The sequence below is a fragment of the Paenibacillus sp. J2L1-98 genome (genome assembly GCF_056269405.1).
Map to the genome: position 1 here is coordinate 20873 of NZ_JBWDNW010000006.1, position 18828 is coordinate 39700.

Below are 18828 nucleotides of genomic sequence, written 5' to 3' on the forward strand. Positions count from 1 at the left end.
GGGGGAAAACGAGTGAACAATTATATGTTATCGCTCGATCAGGGCACGACAAGCACGCGTGCGCTGCTCATTGATCGAAGCGGAACGATTGTAGATATGGCGCGCGAGGAGCTTCCGCTCCATTACCCGCACCCTGGGTGGGTTGAAGCGGATGCTCTTTTTATATGGGAGTCAACGAAGAAGGTGATGGCGGAGCTTCTAGCTAAAACAGGCGTTGCACCCGGGCAAATCGCCGGAATCGGGATTACGAATCAACGGGAAACGACGGTAGTCTGGGATAAAGCGACCGGCCAGCCGATTCATAACGCGATCGTGTGGCAATCCCGTCAAACGGCAGGCATCAGTGATGGACTTAAACGAAGCGGATATGAGCAAATCTTTCATTCGAAGACCGGACTGCTGATCGACGCTTATTTTTCAGGCACGAAGGTGAACTGGCTGCTGGAGCATGTCGATGGCGCACGCGAGCGTGCCGAGAAGGGAGAGCTTCTGTTCGGTACGATCGATACATGGCTTATTTGGAATCTGACTGGCGGAGCGGTGCATGTGACGGATGTATCGAATGCGTCAAGGACGCTTATGTTTAACATTCATGAGCGGAGCTGGGATGACGAGCTGCTGCAAATTTTGGACATTCCTAAAGCGATGCTGCCAGAGGTGCGCTCTTCTTCCGAGGTTTACGGCCAGCTTGATGCGGAACTGCTGGGATGCAAAATACCGGTAGCGGGAGCAGCCGGCGATCAGCAAGCGGCTTTGTTCGGCCAGAATGCTTACGATGAGGGAAGCACCAAAAATACGTACGGCACGGGCTGCTTCATGCTCATGAATACGGGAACGAAAGCGGTCGTCTCGGAGAAAGGACTTCTCACGACGATAGCGTGGGAGGTGGACGGCAAGCTTGAATACGCGCTGGAAGGCAGTGTATTCGTCGCGGGGGCTGCGATCCAGTGGCTTCGCGACGGCCTGCAGCTGATCGAATCCGCTTCTGAAACGGAAGGCTATGCAGAGCAGGCGGAATCCTCGGACGGCGTTTATGTCGTTCCGGCATTCGTCGGGCTCGGAACGCCATATTGGAACAGCGATGTCAGAGGTGCGGTATTCGGATTGACGCGCGGAACGTCGAAGGCCCATTTTGTCCGCGCCGTGCTGGAATCATTGGCTTATCAGACGAAGGATGTCCTATCCGTTATGGAGGAGGAGTCGGGATTGCCGCTGCGGTCGTTGTCCGTAGACGGCGGCGCGGTAGCGAATAATATGCTGATGCAGTTCCAAAGCGATCTGCTCGGCGTTCCCGTGGAACGGCCGGTCGTCAATGAATCGACGGCGCTTGGAGCCGCTTATTTGGCAGGGCTTGCGGTCGGCTTCTGGGAAAACCGCGAGGAGCTGGCCAAGCTGAGACAGGTGGATAAAGTATTTACGCCAGCTATGGAAGAAGAGCAGCGCTCTGCTCTATATAGCGGCTGGCATCGGGCGGTTAAAGCAGCCATGGCGTTTGCGCAATAATTATGTTATACTGACGACAAGTTAATAACGGTTGGAGATCAGGAGAAACCACGAAGACCGCTTCCAAACCCATTTATGGGCTGGGAAGCGGTTTGAGTGGTTTTTTTGTTTGTTTTGGATAATTCGTGAACAGCCAAATTATAGGGCATAACATGAATAGATAGTGACCCGGGAGGAAATAAAAATGACAATCAATAAAAATAAAGAAGTTTTTGCGGCGCAAAATCGGGAGCAAGTGCTTGCTGAGATGCAGCGGATGCCCCTTGACGCACTGATCATCGGCGGAGGAATTACAGGTGCGGGCATTGCGCTTGATGCTGCCGCGCGCGGCATGAAGGTGGCGCTGGTGGAAATGCAGGATTTTGCGGCGGGCACGTCGAGCCGTTCCACGAAGCTCGTTCACGGCGGCTTGCGTTACTTGAAGCAGCTTGAGATCGGCGTCGTAGCCGAGGTCGGCAAGGAGCGGGCCATCGTATATGAGAACGGACCGCATGTCACAACGCCGGAATGGATGCTGCTTCCTCTTTACAAAGGCGGCACCTTCGGCAAGTTTTCGACATCGATCGGTTTGCGCGTATATGACTTTTTGGCAGGGGTCAAAAGAAAAGAGCGCCGCATGATGCTGAACGTGGCCGATACGCTGGCGAAGGAACCTCTTTTGAAGCGGGAGGGCTTGAAGGGCGGCGGCTATTATGTGGAATATCGGACGGATGACGCGCGGCTTACGATTGAAGTGATGAAGAAAGCGGTGGAGACCGGCGCTTTGTCCGTCAATTATGCGAAGGTGGAGACGCTGCGGTACGGCAAGGACGGCAAAATAACCGGCGCTTTGGTTAAAGATACGATTAGCGGCGCTGAATATGAGATTAAGGCAGCCAAAATCATCAATGCAACGGGCCCCTGGGTCGATGATATTCGTGAAATGGACGGCTCGAAAAAGGGCAAAACGCTTCGTCTGACAAAGGGCGTTCACCTCGTGTTCGACAAGAAACGATTCCCTTTACGCCAAGCGGTCTACTTTGATACGCAGGATGGACGCATGGTATTCGCGATTCCCCGCGCCGGTAAAACGTATTTCGGCACAACAGATACGAATTATAAGGGCAATACCGTTAATCCGGTCATGACGCTGGAGGACCGCACCTATTTGCTGAAGGCCGTCAACTTTATGTTCCCGGAGCTTAAGCTAGCCGAAGCGGATGTGGAATCGAGCTGGGCGGGACTTCGGCCGCTCATCCAGCAGGAAGGCAAATCGCCTTCGGAAATATCGCGCAGAGATGAAATATTCGTATCGGAATCCGGCCTTATCTCGATCGCAGGCGGCAAACTGACAGGGTATCGCAAAATGGCCGAAACCGTCGTCGATAAAGTTGTTGAGCTGCTCGGGCAGGAAGACGGCGGCGTTAAGTACGACAAAAGCGCAACAAAAACGATACCGATGTCGGGCGGAGATCTTGGCGGATCGGCAGGCTTTGAGCCATTCGTCCGGAAGAAAACGGCCGAAGGCGCCCGTTTCGGCTTTAACAAGGAAGATTCGGCCTTTCTGGCGCAGCGCTATGGCTCAAATGTAGATCAACTCTTTGCGCTGGCGAAAAGCACGGCTTCATGGGCCGATTCCTTTAAGCTGCCGCTTGTGCTGGCGGTGCAGCTGCGGTATTCGCTTGAAGCGGAAATGACGGTTAAGCCGGCAGATTTCTTCATCCGCCGTACGGGCGACTTGTTCTTCCGCATCGGATACGTGCAGAAATGGAAAGGGCCGGTAATTGCCGCGATGGCGGAGCGCCTTAAATGGAGCGAGGAGCAGCGAGCTGCCTTTGCAGCGGAGCTGGAAGAGAAGCTGGTGGAGGCGGTGGAGCCGCTGCGGAGCTAATATTTTGCAATAAGAGTGACCGTCTAATAACGAATGAGGCTGTGAAAATAAGCGGAGGCGCAGAAATGCGTCTCTTTTTGTATGATAAAAGGGATAGCGCTTCTCATTCCCGAATGATTGAAGTTCGATAACTGCCCGTAAGCAAAAGTTGTTGCAACATTGGTATCTATTACATATAATACATTTAATACATATGAGCATGTATTCATATGTTTCTGAGTAATGGGAATATAGAGCTAATGAAAAACAGAGTTATGAAGCAGACTATTATCGTTTGTTTGCGGAATGGATCGGGGGAGAACTGATGAGCGGAGCACACGACGACAATAAACAAGGACAAAGGATAAGTGCAGCAGCAAGAGGCAGGGATAAACAGAGTAATGAGCATCTTCATTCAGAAGGGGAATGCTGTCATGCGCATGAGCATGACCAAGTTGGACACGAGCATGACCACAACCATAGCGGTAGCGATCATGATCATAGCGGAAGTTGCCATGACCACAACCATAGCGGTAGCTATCATGATCATAGTGGACATTGCCATGAGCATGATCATAGCGGAAGTTGCCATGACCACAACCGTAGCGGTCGCGACCATGACCATAGCGGACATAACCATGAGCATGGTCATAACGGTCACGACCATACGCATGAAGGCTTAAAGAAGCCGCAAGCAAAGGCGGTCAAGCATAGTCACAACCACCATTCGCACGGGCATCATCATGGACACCATCACGGACACGGTCACGCCCATGGCCATCACGGGCACTCGCATGCGCCGAATAATAAGGCAGGGCTGCTGATCGCACTGATCATTACCGCAGGAATTATGCTGCTGGAGTTTGTTGGGGGCTTGGTAACGAACTCATTAGCGCTTTTATCGGATTCCGGACATATGCTTAGCGACACGGCGGCGCTTGCGTTAAGCTTAGCGGCCATGTGGATTGCGGTACGTCCGCGGTCGTCCAGTCGGACCTACGGCTTCCACCGCTTTGAAATATTGGCTGCCTTGCTGAATGGCGTTACGCTATTTGTCATTGCCGCTTTCATTATAGCCGAGGCGGTCAAACGGTTCGGGGAGCCGCCAACCGTAGCGAGCGGCACGATGATGATTATAGCAGGTATTGGTTTGCTGGCTAATCTTGCAAGCGCGTGGTTTCTTATGCGGAAGGCCGATGTGAAGGACAATTTGAATGTCCGCAGCGCATATCTCCATGTTATCGGGGATGCGATCGGCTCGGTGGGCGCGATTATTGCCGGTATCCTGATGTCTTTGTTCTCCTGGTATATTGCCGATCCGATTATCAGCGTTATCGTGGCGGTGCTTATTTTGAAAAGCGCGTGGGGAGTTATCAAATCAACCGTCCATATTTTAATGGAGGGAACGCCTGCTAATGTGGATGCCGGGAAAGTCGAGGAGACGCTGCTCCTTATTCAAGGAGTAAAAGAGGTGCATGATCTTCATATTTGGACGATTACGTCAGGCCTCGATTCCTTAAGCTGCCACCTTATCGTCGAGGACAGCGCCGATTGCCAGTCGGTTCTGCAGGAAGCGATCGGGCAAATTGCCGAACAATTCCAAATCGAGCATACGACGATACAAATCGAGAAGTCGCAGCTGAAACATCCGGCTCTGAAGGTATAGAGGCTTCTAAGCTAAACGATCTCCACCACTGCAACTTAGAAGCTCATTTAGTTCGATTTCAAGCAACTAATTGTGCCTACCGTATGGTTGACCGCCGAATAGTTCGATTTTGTCGACTTATATCGGGTTTTTCAGAAGAGCAATAAAAAAGAGGGCAAATAAGTCGACAAGATCGACTTATTCGCCTTTTTTTACGTTATAACTCGGATTAGTTCGATGAAATCAATTTAATCGGTTTGCGCCATTTCATCTGTTTGCAACAGCCATCATCTCTACCGGGCTAACTATGTCAGGAAAGAAAAAAACGTTTAACTTCCTGCCAGTTGTTCACTCTTTCATATCCTGTTTCATTGCTGTTATGCGGTGCCGAGAATAAGATCCCTTGACCTTTAAAATATTTGAAATGCCTCACATTATCATCGATCAGATAGTCTGCATTCAGAATGCTTTTATCCCCGCAAAACACGAAATTCATCTCATTCAAAAAACCAAAATGTTCTTTCAGCCAATCGTATTTCGCCGTAAAGGAAGTTGGAAATTCCATAGCGGCAGTCGTAATAAACACCTCATAGTGCTCGGTCAATTCTTTTATCACTTGCTGGCTGCCTTCCATTACTTTTAAATCACGAAAAAAAGTCGGGTCTTTCAAGTAGTTGAGAATTTCAGTTTCTAAATGCGGACGCAGTACTTTAAGATGCGTCCCCATTAAGTCTTGAACCGTAATATTCTCATTAAAATCACGGTTAAAAAGCTGCAAATGTTTATGGCCGGCATCAGCGATTACTTCGTCCATATCAATGGCAATTCTCTTCATGAGCATTCAGCAACCCTTCCTTAATCAATTGTAAAAACGTATAAACGCGTAATAACAATTACTTAAATACGATAATACAATTATAAAAAAGCATAGTCAAGATGTTTCAAATGTTAAATGACGATGGTACAATTAATTTCGTGCAGGATCTAGCATATAAGCATGATACCATGTAATGGAAGAACCTGGATTGATTTTGAAGATGAGGAGCGTATATATGCTTAGGGAAGAACGCCATCAACATATACTCGAAATGCTAAATAGAGATAAAAAAGTAATCGCAACGGAATTAAGCGAAAAATTAATGGTTTCAGAAGATACGATCCGCCGTGATTTGCGGGAAATGGATCATTTGGGTTTGCTCCACCGCGTGCATGGCGGGGCACTTCCCAAACCGCCTTTAGCGGTACACTATGAAGACCGGCAAAAAGACGCGGTTGAAATCAAGGAGCAGCTTGCAGAAAAGGCAATCTCCCTTATTCATAAGGGGCAGGTTATATTAATGGATGGAAGCACTTCAAATCTTAGGGTGGCGGAACGGCTTCCCGCTCACTTAGAGGTTACTGTGTTTACGAATAGTCCGCCAATTGCAATCGCATTAGCATCCCATCCGAAGGCCGAGGTCATTATGATCGGAGGCTCCCTGTTCAAAGATGCATTAGTGAATGTAGGTGTGGCGGCTATAGAAGCCTTAAATAAAGTGAGAGCAGATCTTTACTTTCTCGGCGTCTATGCGATCCACCCGGAAATCGGTATGAGCACGCCTTTTCTAGACGAGTCCTACATAAAAAGACAAATGATCGCATCCGCAGCCGAGACAGTAGGGCTTGTCACTTCGGCGAAAATGGGCACCTCATCGAGCTATGTCGTAGCGCCTGCAAGCTCGCTGACTTATATGGTGACGGAGAAGCAAGTACCGGACGAGACGCTCCAGCCTTACCGCAATCTCGGCGTAACCATTATTCAAGGATAGCCATTCGCAGCTTAACAGCACAAAAAGGAGCAATCCGGAAGATTGCTCCTTTTTGTGCTGTTTAATGATAACTACCGCGTGGCAGCTATCGACTTCGCTTTGTACACCTGCGAGCCGACTAAGAAGGATACGACGCCCCATAGCAGCATAATGCCGATCCCCATCCAGAACGAACCGGAGGCTACGCCTGAGGCGTATATGAGGCCGTCCCGCATCCCGTCGACGAAGTAGGTGAGCGGCAGCATTTGCGTGACCGGGTGCAGCCAGGCCGGCAATGATTCGAGCGGGAAGAAGACGCCGCTGAGAAACATCATAAGCATGCTTGCGATGTTGGCCATCCCCATGTAAGCTTCCATTGTTTTGCTGAACGAGGAAAATAAATATCCCATCGCATTAAAGACGAGTCCGCCTGCAAGAAAGGCAATGATCAAGCTGAACACGTTAATATGCAGATTTGCGCCAAAACCGTATACGCCAATCAGCGCTAAAATAATAATTTGAATGACCCCGAGCAGAAGCCGGACGAGCATGCTGGCCAGCCCGTAGAGGCCCATTTTGGCAGGAGTCATACGCAGCCGCTTCATTAATCCGCGCTTGCGCATCTCGACTAAATCGACCATGCCGAACAGTCCGCCTTGCGCGACGGACAGCCCGATCATACCCGTGAGCAGGAAGTCCGCATAATTCAAATCGTCTGCGCCCGAGGAGATGGAGCTTGTCATTAGGCTAAACGTAGGCGCAGCCCCGGCTGCGGCCCAATTCGCCTGCTGAATAAATTTGTCTAATATGCCGGCAATCGCTTGCGTAGTAGCGCTTTGCTCATCTGCCTTGTTCACGACAAGCTGCATCGTGGCGGCTTCAGCCGATTCAGGCAGGATGATGAGCGCATCAATATCCTGTTTCTCAACGAGCTTATTGCCGGTCTCTATGGCGATAGGCTGCTCTTCCTTGAACTCGAACACCGGAATTTGCCGCAGCTGCTCAAGCAGCATGCCTGAAGTCGAATTTGGCTGCGAATCGACAACGGCAATCGTCGCTTTGAAGCTGTCGCTTGAGCCGCCCCCGAATATAACCATAAATAACACCATTAAGATGACGGGGAAAAAGATATTCCAAAACCATACCTGCTTCTCGCGAAACATCATTTTGATTTGAGCGGTGAACATTTTGGAAAATTGCTTGGCGCCGTTCATTTAATCCCTCCATTCCTTGCCGGTGAAGGCGATGAATACGTCTTCCAGACTCATCTCGCGGATCGAAATTTGTTCGACCCGGTAGCCGCGGTCCTTCGTAAAGCCGAACAGCTCATAGAGCGTCTCTTCCGGCTGCGTCGACCATAGCTGGAGCGAAGCGCCCTCGCGCTTCGTCTTTACGACCGTAGGCTGAAGAAGCGCCATCTTCTCCGTCTCGCCAGCAGCGGCGGCGCCGTCAAGGAAGGTGAGCCGTACCTCGCGTTCCTTCGTAAGGCGATCGATTAATGCGGCTGGCGTGTCGAGTGTGACGATCTTTCCTTGATCGACGATGCAGACGCGGTCGCTCAGCTTCTCGGCCTCTTCCATGTAATGCGTCGTAAGGATGGTCGTTTTGCCGAGCTCCTTCAGCTTGAGAATGATGTCCCAAATATTTCGCCTAGCCTGCGGATCGAGTCCGGTTGTCGGCTCATCAAGGAAAATGATCGTCGGGTCATTAATCATCGCTAGGCCGATAGCAAGCCGCTGCTTTTGGCCGCCGGATAGCTTCTTGACCTGCTTGCTGCGCTGATCCGTTAAATTGATCATCTCAAGCACCTCTGACGCAGGCCTCGATTTTGGATAGAAGGTCGCGAATAAATCCAAATTTTCTTCTACCGTCAACAAGTCGAACAAAGCGCTCGATTGGGGCTGCACGCCGATGGATACCTTGATTTGCTCGCTATTTCTCGCCCAGCTGAGCGGTCCGAACTGAATTTGGCCCGAATCTGGAGCCTGCAGCCCTTCAATCATTTCGAGCGTGGTTGTCTTGCCGGCACCGTTCGGCCCGATAATTGTAAACACTTCTCCAGGCTCTACCGAGAAGCTGATGTCTTCCACGGCGCTAACCGTACCAAACGATTTTTTTAAATGGCGCACTTCCAAAACAGACATTAGAATAACCTCCTAAAAGTTTTGTGAAGCAAAACAGACTTCAGGAACGGAAGCTAAATGTTTTATTTCCTACAATTGTAAAACAAAAACATTTTATGAGAGTACCGCCTTAAGCATGCTTTTGCTCTCGGTCTGGAGGAGGAGGGGGAAGACGACCGACATCATTTGATGTAAAATAAACCAAGTCATTGACGATTGCCCCAAAAAAACATATATTGATATCATTAATTGAGAATGATTATTATTTAGTTGATGAAAAGGGAATGTCTCAAAAATGCGAATAAAATGGATCATACGTCTGTCGGCTGTGCCCTTGCTTGCTGCTTTTATATGGATGACATGGCGGTGGTTTGATAAGGATGAATGGCTCGGCGATCTATTGCTGCTCGTTAAGCAGCCGCAGTGGCTTATGTTTATGTTTACGGCCTATTTGCTGTCGTTTATTCTGAAGGCAGAGGCATGGCGGAGATATACGGGATCAAACGAGCGCTTAGCAATTTTTTTCCATGGAATCATCTACAGCCTGCTGGTCAACCATCTGCTGCCGCTCAAAGTCGGAGACATTGTGCGTACCGGATTTTTGATGAAAACGGCCCGTAAAACGTGGGACGAGGCGCTGCATTCGGTAACCGTCATGCGTTTGCTCGATATGCTCACTTTATGCCTGTATGCCGGCGCAGGCATCCTTATGCTCGGTCTGCCTACCTCATGGCTATGGGTTGCCGTATTGCTGGCTGCCGCTGTTCTGCTGGCCGCTATCTATAAGCTGCCCGTTTTAAAAAAAATGCCGCTTATACAGAAGCATCTGGCGCATTTCAAAGCTGCGATGCTTTCGGGAAAGGGGCTGTTTATTTTGGCCGCTATTGCGGTGAGCTGGATTTTGGAAGCAGGCATCATTTACGGTATCGCAAGCATACTCGAGCTGAAGCTTGGTGCTGCCTCTCTCGTATGGGCCAACAGCATGACGATTGCCGGGCAAGTATTTCATATTACGCCTGGAGGTATCGGCACTTACGAGAGCACCTTAAGCGGTTCGCTCGCCATGCTCGGTATAAACGGGAAGGAAGCTTACGGGGCGGCGATCTTGTCGCATGCGTTCAAATTCGTGTTCGCCTTCGGTATGGGGGCTAATTCCCTGCTGCGCATGCCGCTCGGCTGGCGGGAAGCGAGAGCCTGGATTAAGGAAAGAAAAATAGGATAAAGGAATGAATTCATTATGAAAAAGGCATCGCCATTTGAGATTGTAGCTGCGAGATGTTGGAATCTATTAAACGAAGGGAAGCCTTTCACCCCGATTTTTGTGCTCGGCGTATTTATGCTATACCGCATAGGAGAGTGGTCGGACACGCAGTTCTGGAGTGCAGCAGGGCTCGGGCTGTTGATAACACTACCCTTTTTTGTTATTTATTACTGCTTTGATTTTCCTCTCCTCCTCCGCAATTATTTATGGCTGCCGCTTATAGCCGCGCTGCTCGTCTGGGATCATGGAAGCCTCTCTCTTTATTTGCTTGCGCTCGGACTTTTCTATTTCTTCACCGTCTATTTTTGGGGGACATTCTATTACCATTTGCGGATCGGCACATCGTGGTGGAATTTCACCCGTTTCTGGAAGCTGGTCTTGAAGAACAGCGACTCGACCAGCGGCAACGCGCAGGAGCAAATGCCGAAGTTTTTGCTGCTGCTGCTCGTATGGAACCATTTTTACGATGTTTTTTATGCTATCGGTTCATCTGATGCCTCTGCATCCGCGGCTGACTTGCATTTGTTAACGTCTGCTGTTTTTGCTGTATGCCTATGGCTGTACAGCTATGTGCTTCATGCCAATCTGTTCGACTGGAAGCCGGCTGAGAATGCCCCGCTTACAGACAAGTCAGGCTGGCCAGAGAAAGCGGTAAACGAGAAAGTGATCGTCATCGTCATTGACGGCATGCGCAAGGAACGGTTCGAGGATGCGAACGCGCCTTTTCTGAAAAAGCTTAGAGCCGAAGGCACCGAATATACGCAGATGGAAACGGTCTATCCGGCGCGTACGGTCGTATGCTTCTCTTCCATGTTTACAGGCACATATCCGCGCGAGCACGGTATCCGCTCGAATATGGTGTGGAAGCTGGGCATCAAGGTGGAAAGCATCTTTGATTCGCTCCGCAAGGTGGGGAAAAAAGGAAGGCTGCTCGGCATCGCCCATCTGATCGATTCGATGGGCGATGATGTGGAGAGCGTTACGGCCGTCATGCATAACGACGTCGCGGACCGGAATATTATCGAGCGCGCCAAAAAAATCATGGCAGAGCAAAATCCGGATTTGCTGGTAGCTCAGCTGATCGGCGTCGACCAAACCGGACACAGCCGGGGCGTCTTGTATGATGAATACGTGCAGAAGATCGAGGAAGCTGACCGTTTAATCGAAGAGTTCGTGGGCTGGCTGGTAAGCCGCGGCATGATGAACAATACGACGCTGCTCGTGTGCGCGGATCACGGACAGGCTGACGGCATCGGCGGACACGGTCATCTTGACGAAGGGGAGCGGTATGTGCCTTTCTTTCTGCACGGCCCCTTCATTAAGCAAGGCTTGCGCATCGATGAGAAGCATTCACTTATATCGATTGCTCCTACTTTAGCTTATTTGCTTGGAGCTCCGGTCCCAGGCAGCAGCAGAGGCACTGTGCTGTCGGAGGCCATGAAGACAAAATAATACGGGAACGGGAAAGGAATCCATCATGGACAAACAGAAGATCGTCGTCTTCATGCCGGCGCACAACGAAGAAAGCAATATCGCAAGCGTGATTGCCAGAGTCCCGCGAAATTTTCATCCGCATTATACAGTAGAGGTGCTGGTTATCGATGACGGCTCTACCGACAACACGGCGGCAGTCGCGAAACAAGCGGGGGCCGACCGTATTATTTCCTTTCCGGGCAATCGCGGCTTGGGGGCCGCCGTTCGGGAAGGGCTGGCGGAATGCTGCAGAATGGATGCCGCGATCGGGCTGATGATCGACGCCGACAATGAATATCCGCCGGAGCAAATTCCGGACGTCATCGCTCCGATCATCGGCAGGCGGGCCGACTACACCTTCGGCTCGCGATTCAAAGGACAGATTCGCGGAATGAGGCTGCACCGCAGGCTGGGCAACTATGTGTTCACTCTGGTGCAGGCTTTGCTTCTCCGCAAATGGATTTATGACGGACAATCCGGGATGAGAGGATTTTCCCGGGAAGCGATGGAGAACGCCGAAATTATTCACGATTACAATTATGCCCAGGTACTTACGATCAATCTGATCAGGCAGGGATTCCGCTTGGAGGAGGTTCCGATCTCTTATCAGGTGCGCACGATGGGACAATCGTTTATTAAGTTCCGGGAATATGTAACCTCCGTCATCCCCGCGATTTATAAGGAAATGAGGCGTCCGCTGCCCGGAAGAGAGGCCGGGAAGGCTTTGCGCCGCAAGGAGCGGGCCAGCCTATGAGGCGTGCGGCCGTCCAAGCAGGCACGGCGTTATTGGCTGCTGCAGTCATTCTTGTATTCGTCTATATGTGTCTGCGTTATGCCAGTCCAATAGCGCGTACATGGGACGAGGTTGATTTTGCGCTTGCCCTGCACCGGTATGATTTGCTCGCTATGCAGCCGCATTTTCCCGGCTACCCTTACTTTATTCTAGGCGCCTCCTTTATCCACCGCTGGATTGAAGACCCCGTTCAAGCCTTGTCCGTATTCAACACGCTAGCGGCGTTAAGCTCAGCCATTCCGATGGCGCTGCTGGCGCGCCGCTTTACAGGGGCCGGAGTCAAAGGCTTGTTGTTTGCCGCGTTTGTCTTGACGAGTCCTTATTTGTGGCTGATGTCTGCGCGCCCGATGTCAGAATGTGCCGGCATTGCCGTGCTATGGTGGTATTTATGGAGCATCAGCGCAGCATTGGCGCGTCCAAAATCACTAGTCCGGCATCTGCTTCCGATGCTGATGTTCGGGCTTCTGATGGGGACACGCCTGTCTTTTTTTCCATTTGGGCTTGCGCTCCTGCCGCTTTGGATGGACCAATACAAGCAGGGCGGGAAAAAATACAAACGGCTGGCGCTGTCCGCTGCGGCTTTCTTGTCGGCTGAGCTCGTCTGGGTCGTCGGACTGGCGTTGTCGGAGGGAACCATATCCGGCTTCTGGAAGCTTTCCCTTGCATTTGTGGAAGGCCATTTCTCGGAGTGGGGAGGCGGAATCACTTCCTCAAGTATGGCATTTGGCCCGCGGATACTAAAGCTGATCGGGTCTAATCTGATTGAGAATGCGCTGCTTGGCCGATCCTTAATCGCCGGCATCCTGCTTGGGCTGCTTCTGCTCGCTACGGCCGCAGGACGTTGGCAGCGGAGTGATGGGCAGAGAAGCCTCTCTTCTATAGACGGCGATCATGACAGCCCAGCCCGGGAGAAACAGCCGATATCGGAAATGGAACAGGCAAAACGGTCCTATTATGGATGGCTTACCGCATGCACCTTGTTTTATTTCTTGTGGGCGTTTTTCGGTCAAAATATCGAGAAGCCGCGCCACATTGCCCCAATAGTCGGTCCGCTGCTGTTTTTTATCTACTGCACGGCGATAAACACCGCTTCATCGATTTGGCGAGATCAGCCCGCGAAGCCATCCCATCGTACATTTGCTATTCCCATGGTCATTTATTCTTTGCTGCTTGCTCTGATTGCCGTCCAGATTGTGAACGGGGCAAGCCTGCTTCAACGTCAGGCTGCCGAGGTTCCGGCCGTGTATCAGCTTCACCGGTATGCAAGCGAGCTAAAGGAGCCTTTCGTGCTGTACACTTGGGAGGAGACACGCGTGCTGCAATATTTGGAGGCCGGATACGAGCATGAGCGGATTTTCACTTATGAGTATTTTAAGGCGACAGCGGCAGCTGGCACGGAACGACGGGTGCTGCTTACGGATCATGTCGTGCAAGGATTCGAGCAGCAAGGACAGCCTGTACGTGAACAGGTGAAGCCGATCGCACAGTTTCATTCGGATCCTTTATTTGATCCGGTTTATGCGGATATCACCTTATACGAGTGGGCCTTGAAATGATGACATCGTCATCATTTTTTTATTTAATCAAATTGTCGATTATCAATCCAATATGCGAATGGCGAGGCACTCCATAAACGGGAATAAGCCCGATTTTTTGAAAACCTGAATGTTTGCTGAAAAAAAAGTTCACATAGGTATTGACGTTATCGTCGATAATGATTATCATTACACCTTGTAGGTGAGAATTATAATCAATGAGAGGTGATGAGATGAAACGTTGGCTGTTATGCGTTCTTCTCTTGGTTACTGTAGCGTTATATATCGCACCGTCCCAAGCGCTGGCCTATTCTTACGGGGATGCCAATACGGAAGAGATTGCTGAAACATTCAAATTGGTAGAAGCGAGTTTAGCAGGCGCATCGCCTAATTGGAAGTCTGCGGAAGAAGCTTATAAAGTACGGAGACCGGAAATTGTATCGCACTTCGGCGAATCGGTGGCGGTAACGCTCGATAACAATTTCAAGGACAAGAATGCCAAGCTTACCATATCCAATTTCAAAGCTGTGCTCGTAATGAATCTGGATCGACGCTTCACTTATGCGATCAAGGGATTCGACGATTATGCCCAAACGAAGCTGCTGCTCGCGAAAGCAAAAGCGACGTTTGATACATTGAAGCCTTATGTCGGCTCTAAGTCTGATGAAGTAAATGCGGCATTCGATGAGGCTCTTGAAGCGCTCGGAAATCCGGGACTGTTCGGAGTCGGCCAAAAAGCAGCGGAGCCCGATGTATTTAAGAAAAAGGTGAATTACATTTACGGCGTCGTGAAGCCGCTGTTTCCTTACAAGGCTTCCGCAAAGCCTGCGGCGACCGCTAAGCCTGCTGCAACGCAGAAGCCTGCGGCGACCGTAAAGCCTGCCGCAACGCCAAAGCCCGCAGCAACACAGAAGCCTGCGGTGACCGCGAAGCCTGCTGCAGTGCAGGAGACAGTCAAACCGACGGAAGCCGCGGAAAGTGAAGCGCCTTCCGCAACTCCGGCTGCAGATGAGGAAACGGTAAAGCCTTCTGCAGAAGCTGATGCAACAGCAACTGCAGAAGCGGCTGCAACGCCGGCGCCTGCCGAGAGTGAGACGGTGGAATCTGCAGAGCAGGATGCAACTAAAGCGGAAGCAGCTGCGTCAGAAGGCAGCGGCGTAGTCGAGGAATCCGGTAAGGAGCTTGCAGCGCATGCACCGATGGAGCATGCCGACAAAACGAATCCTTTGGTAACCGTTTCGGTTATCGGCGGTGTTGTATTGCTGGCTGGCGCAGGCGTTTGGCTTGCCCGCAAAAAGAAATGGTTATAAAAAAAACTTTGGGAGAGATTAAGATGCGCAAATGGTTTGCAATGATTTTGAGCGTTTCGCTAGTGCTTTCATCCTTCTTCACACTAGGTTCAGCCGTAAGTGCGGAAAGCAAGTTCAAGATTACCGAAGATGCGGCTATCGCTGCACGGATCAAGGCTTTCGCTGATATTAAAGCATTATTTACAGACAATACCGATTTAAACGCAGTAAAGAAATTTTATGTAGATAACTTCCAAACCGAAGTAAAACGGATCGATACGATAATTAAACCTGACGACCCGAAAATCGATGAGAACATTGTGCTCGTGCTGGACAATGCGATCGCAGGCTCTTTGAATGTGAACCAAGCGAAGCAAGCTGTCGATAAAGGATTGCAATGGTATTTCTTCTTCGCTCTTCGCGATCTTGTCAGCACTCAAGTTAGACCGGCTCTCAAAGATGGCGACTACGCGACGGCTCAAACGGCGTTCGATAAAGTGGTACAAATTTATGAGGGCGTTTTGCAAGCTACAGTTGTAAAACGTGATGCTACCTTCAGCCTACATATGGCCGATATTCTAAACGGCACGATTGAGCAGCTGTTTAGCGATCTTGCAAACCAGAAAGTGGATGATTTCAACGTTCACCGTCAAGTGCTTGACAAAACTTTGATTAAAACCTATGCGCTTGCCGCTTATACGTATGCGAAAAACATCCCGACGAAGCCAGTTGCCGATCAACCGGCAGCGATTACTGAAGGTTACTTCCTGTTCATGCCGGTATACACTTACTTGAAAGGCGGCAGCCCGGAAGACGCTGATTATATCCGCAAAGCATTCGCTTCGGGAGATGCCAAACAAATCAACACGGTAAAAATTCAGGATGCAATGCAGCGTACGATGATCGGAAAAGTGTCCGAGTATGTAAACCAGGCTTTCGTTAAACTGGAAGCAGGAGATTTGCAAGGTGCCCGCGGTTACGCGATGGAAGGCAACATGTTCCTTTCGGCTCAAGAAGTGTTCCTTGGTCCTGAGAAATATGCGGCAGCGGCGGCATACGCTCAGCAATTCGCTGATGCGGTAGACAAATCCGATCTTGCGTCCGCTAAGAAGTATGGTTTCCAAGTTCTGAAGTTCCTGGTCGTTAAAGACGGCGTACAATTGAAAGTTAACGTTAAAAACTATCAAGTGAACGGCAAGGTTGTTACTGCGGTTGCTGCGCCTTACATCAACCCGAAAACGAGCCGTACGCTGGTACCGGTTCGTGTAATCGCAGAAGCGATTGCTGCAGAAGTGAAGTTTGATGCAGCTTCCAAAACAGTGAGCATCGTGAAAGACGGCAAAACGACTGAAATTAAGATCGGATCGGATCAAGTTGTCCAAGACGGCAAAGTAAATGCGGATGTAAAGCTGGATCAGCCGGTTCTCGTAAAAAACGGCAGATCGTTTATCCCTCTTCGCGCTGTAGCGGAACTGTTCGGCAAAGGTGTATTTTATGATAAGGGTGAAATCATTATCCTTCGCTAAATGAATCAAAACGGATGAAGAAGACACTTGCGCCATATGGCGCAAGTGTTTTCCTTGCAAATATGCTAGTACAGAGCAGGAGATGGAAACATGGATTTACAGGCGTTTTTGATCACGTTTCGCGAGGCGCTGGAAGCGATTTTGATCGTTGGGGTTATACTAACGTATCTGACCCGGATTGAGCAAACGCGCTATCATAAATGGGTTTGGGTCGGCGTGCTGCTCGCTTTGGCGGCGAGCTACGGCGTTGCGCTTGCCTTCCAGATCATTTTTACCGGATTCGCGAGCATAGGCAGCCAAAACTATTTGAAAATCGGGATTATGCTTGTGTCCTGCGGATTATTGACCCATATGGTGATGTTTATGACCAAGCAGGGCGATATGCAGGGGAAAGTTCAAAATAAAATCGCTGCCATATTAACGGTCGGTGGCATCATTAATATGGTCGTGCACTCGTTTCTCGTTGTGGTGCGCGAAGGGGTGGAAACGGTCTTTTTCTTTGCCGCGATTACAGGCGGGGATATCCAGAAGGCGCTGCAGAGCTGGGGTGCGCTGGGCGGCCTTATTTTGGCTTTCGCTGTCGGCTTTTTATTTTTCAAAGGCACCAAAAAGATCAGCCTCCGCACGTTTTTCCGGATCACCTCCGTATTTCTTATGATGATCTCGGCGGGGCTTCTCGTGCAGGCAGTCGGTATTATGCAGGATCTCGGCATCTTGGGCAGCGTTTACCGGACGGCGGGAGGAGAGATCGGAGAAGTATATAACATTACGGCGTTTATGCCGGAGCATCCGATCGATGAAATGCAATATGTTCGTGACAACGGCAGCCAACCGCTGATCAACGGCCAAGTAGGGATTTTTATGAAAGCCTTTTTGGGCTACACCCAGAATCCTTCCGTAGAGGAGTTTTTGTTATACTGGGGTTATTATTTCTTTCTGTTTGTTCTGCTCGCCGTTCAGCGAAAACGGAGCGGGATAGAAGCAGCCGTAAAAACTGCAGCATGATATGGAGCGTGAAAGTACGATGAAGGTCGGCATTGTCGGATATGGTCATGTCGGAAAAGCGATGCGCGTACTTTTTCCGGATGCAATCGTTTATGATGAGCCTTTGAACATGGGAACGAGGGAAGGCGTGAACGGCTGCGATGTAACATTCGTATGTGTGCCGACGCCGCCGCTTTCAAACGGAAAATGCGATTCCTCCATCGTAGAGGATGTTTTGGCATGGCTGGAAGCGGCGGTAATTGTAATCAGATCTACGGTACCTGTCGGATTTACGGATGAACAGAAGCAGATAACAGGGAAGCGAATCGTATTTCATCCGGAATATTACGGAGAAACCGCCAGTCATCCCTTTGCCACTCTCAGTCAGCGCACCTGGCTGGCGTTCGGCGGCGCTGCGGAAGATATAAGCATCGCAGTCCGCGCTTATCAGAAGGTGTACAATGCCGAGGTAAAGCTGGTGCTGACTGACGCAAAAACAGCGGAGCTGGCGAAATATATGGAAAACTGCTTTCTGGCCATGAAGGTTACTTTCTGCAACGAGTTTTATGATATTGCGAAAGCCTATGATATCGACTATAACGAGCTGCGCGAAGTATGGCTTGAAGATCCGAGGATTGGCAGAAGCCACACGTTTGTTTATGAAGACAATCGGGGATTTTCCGGGAAATGTTTGCCCAAAGATGTGAACGGTTTAATTGAAATGGCCAATGAAAAAAATGTGAATGTCGATTTGATGAAGTCTGTGCGGGACAAAAACGAGGATTGGCGGCGTTATGAAAGGTAACGGACGGCAATTTGTATTAATAAAGAGGCTGTCTCAAAGGTCTAATAACCTGAGAGACAGCCACTTTTGTTTATTGGATTTGTACAAGCGGATGAAAGCAGCCGATTCGATCATGTGAAAAGTGATTTAATTCATTTCACAAAACTAAATCGCGCTCGGGATGCGAGAACGGCGAATTAGTTCTATTTTGCAAACCTAATCGGTCTTTTTTAGAAGCTGCATTCCCAATACGCTGTTTAATTAGACAAAATCAAT

At 50.0% G+C, this 18828-nt stretch carries 14 protein-coding genes and 1 pseudogene; 12 read left to right on the plus strand and 3 right to left on the minus strand.

All coding sequences use genetic code 11. The annotated features are described in order from the left end of the window. Positions 1-12 precede the first annotated feature (12 nt). From glpK to AC0YNZ_RS13675, 3 genes and pseudogenes are all read left to right on the plus strand, one after another. Positions 13-1503: a glycerol kinase GlpK gene (gene glpK, locus AC0YNZ_RS13665; protein WP_475827121.1), complete on the plus strand. Its 1491-nt coding sequence runs from the start codon at positions 13-15 to the stop codon at positions 1501-1503. A gap of 184 nt (positions 1504-1687) precedes the next feature. After that, positions 1688-3373 (plus strand): glycerol-3-phosphate dehydrogenase/oxidase, encoded by a 1686-nt coding sequence (locus AC0YNZ_RS13670; RefSeq protein WP_475827122.1) that lies wholly within the window; start codon positions 1688-1690, stop codon positions 3371-3373. Between the two features lie 688 nt (positions 3374-4061). Then, positions 4062-5018: pseudogene (locus tag AC0YNZ_RS13675) on the plus strand (cation diffusion facilitator family transporter); the annotation flags it as partial. A gap of 289 nt (positions 5019-5307) precedes the next feature. Here AC0YNZ_RS13675 and AC0YNZ_RS13680 read toward each other — a convergent pair. Further along, complete coding sequence (locus AC0YNZ_RS13680) at positions 5308-5838, minus strand: 5' nucleotidase, NT5C type (protein ID WP_475827123.1); 531 nt, start codon at positions 5836-5838, stop codon at positions 5308-5310. A 211-nt stretch (positions 5839-6049) separates the two neighbouring features. Between AC0YNZ_RS13680 and AC0YNZ_RS13685 the strand changes: the two genes are divergently transcribed. Beyond that, positions 6050-6805, plus strand: a complete 756-nt coding sequence (locus AC0YNZ_RS13685; RefSeq protein ID WP_475827124.1) for a DeoR/GlpR family DNA-binding transcription regulator — start codon at positions 6050-6052, stop codon at positions 6803-6805. A 71-nt stretch (positions 6806-6876) separates the two neighbouring features. Here the strand turns inward: AC0YNZ_RS13685 and AC0YNZ_RS13690 are convergent, their stop codons facing one another. Continuing rightward, positions 6877-7998 carry an ABC transporter permease gene (locus AC0YNZ_RS13690; protein ID WP_475827125.1) on the minus strand — a complete coding sequence of 374 codons (1122 nt, stop codon included), beginning with the start codon at positions 7996-7998 and terminating at the stop codon, positions 6877-6879. Beyond that, positions 7999-8928, minus strand: a complete 930-nt coding sequence (locus AC0YNZ_RS13695; RefSeq protein WP_475827126.1) for an ABC transporter ATP-binding protein — start codon at positions 8926-8928, stop codon at positions 7999-8001. Positions 8929-9202: 274 nt separating this feature from the next. On the opposite strand from AC0YNZ_RS13695, the gene AC0YNZ_RS13700 reads away from it, so the two are divergent. The 8 genes from AC0YNZ_RS13700 to AC0YNZ_RS13735 all read left to right on the plus strand — a co-directional run bounded on the left by AC0YNZ_RS13700 (position 9203) and on the right by AC0YNZ_RS13735 (position 18573). Next, positions 9203-10129 carry a lysylphosphatidylglycerol synthase transmembrane domain-containing protein gene (locus tag AC0YNZ_RS13700; RefSeq protein WP_475827127.1) on the plus strand — a complete coding sequence of 309 codons (927 nt, stop codon included), beginning with the start codon at positions 9203-9205 and terminating at the stop codon, positions 10127-10129. Between the two features lie 15 nt (positions 10130-10144). Next, positions 10145-11620, plus strand: a complete 1476-nt coding sequence (locus AC0YNZ_RS13705) for an alkaline phosphatase family protein (protein ID WP_475827128.1) — start codon at positions 10145-10147, stop codon at positions 11618-11620. Positions 11621-11645: 25 nt separating this feature from the next. After that, positions 11646-12395: a glycosyltransferase family 2 protein gene (locus AC0YNZ_RS13710; protein ID WP_475827129.1), complete on the plus strand. Its 750-nt coding sequence runs from the start codon at positions 11646-11648 to the stop codon at positions 12393-12395. Continuing rightward, on the plus strand, positions 12392-13990 hold the full coding sequence (locus AC0YNZ_RS13715) for a hypothetical protein (RefSeq protein WP_475827130.1): 1599 nt from the start codon (positions 12392-12394) through the stop codon (positions 13988-13990). The genes AC0YNZ_RS13710 and AC0YNZ_RS13715 overlap by 4 nt, the downstream gene beginning before the upstream one ends. A 212-nt stretch (positions 13991-14202) precedes the next feature. Further along, positions 14203-15279 carry a hypothetical protein gene (locus tag AC0YNZ_RS13720; RefSeq protein ID WP_475827131.1) on the plus strand — a complete coding sequence of 359 codons (1077 nt, stop codon included), beginning with the start codon at positions 14203-14205 and terminating at the stop codon, positions 15277-15279. A gap of 23 nt (positions 15280-15302) precedes the next feature. Further along, entirely contained in the window at positions 15303-16784 is a 1482-nt protein-coding gene (locus tag AC0YNZ_RS13725) for a stalk domain-containing protein (protein WP_475827132.1), read from the plus strand. 90 nt (positions 16785-16874) lie between these two features. Then, a complete protein-coding gene (locus tag AC0YNZ_RS13730) occupies positions 16875-17789 on the plus strand; it encodes an FTR1 family iron permease (RefSeq protein WP_475827133.1) in 915 nt (304 codons plus the stop codon). Between the two features lie 19 nt (positions 17790-17808). Further along, positions 17809-18573, plus strand: coding sequence for a Rossmann-fold NAD(P)-binding domain-containing protein (locus tag AC0YNZ_RS13735; protein WP_475827134.1), 765 nt, complete (start codon positions 17809-17811; stop codon positions 18571-18573). Positions 18574-18828 lie beyond the last annotated feature (255 nt).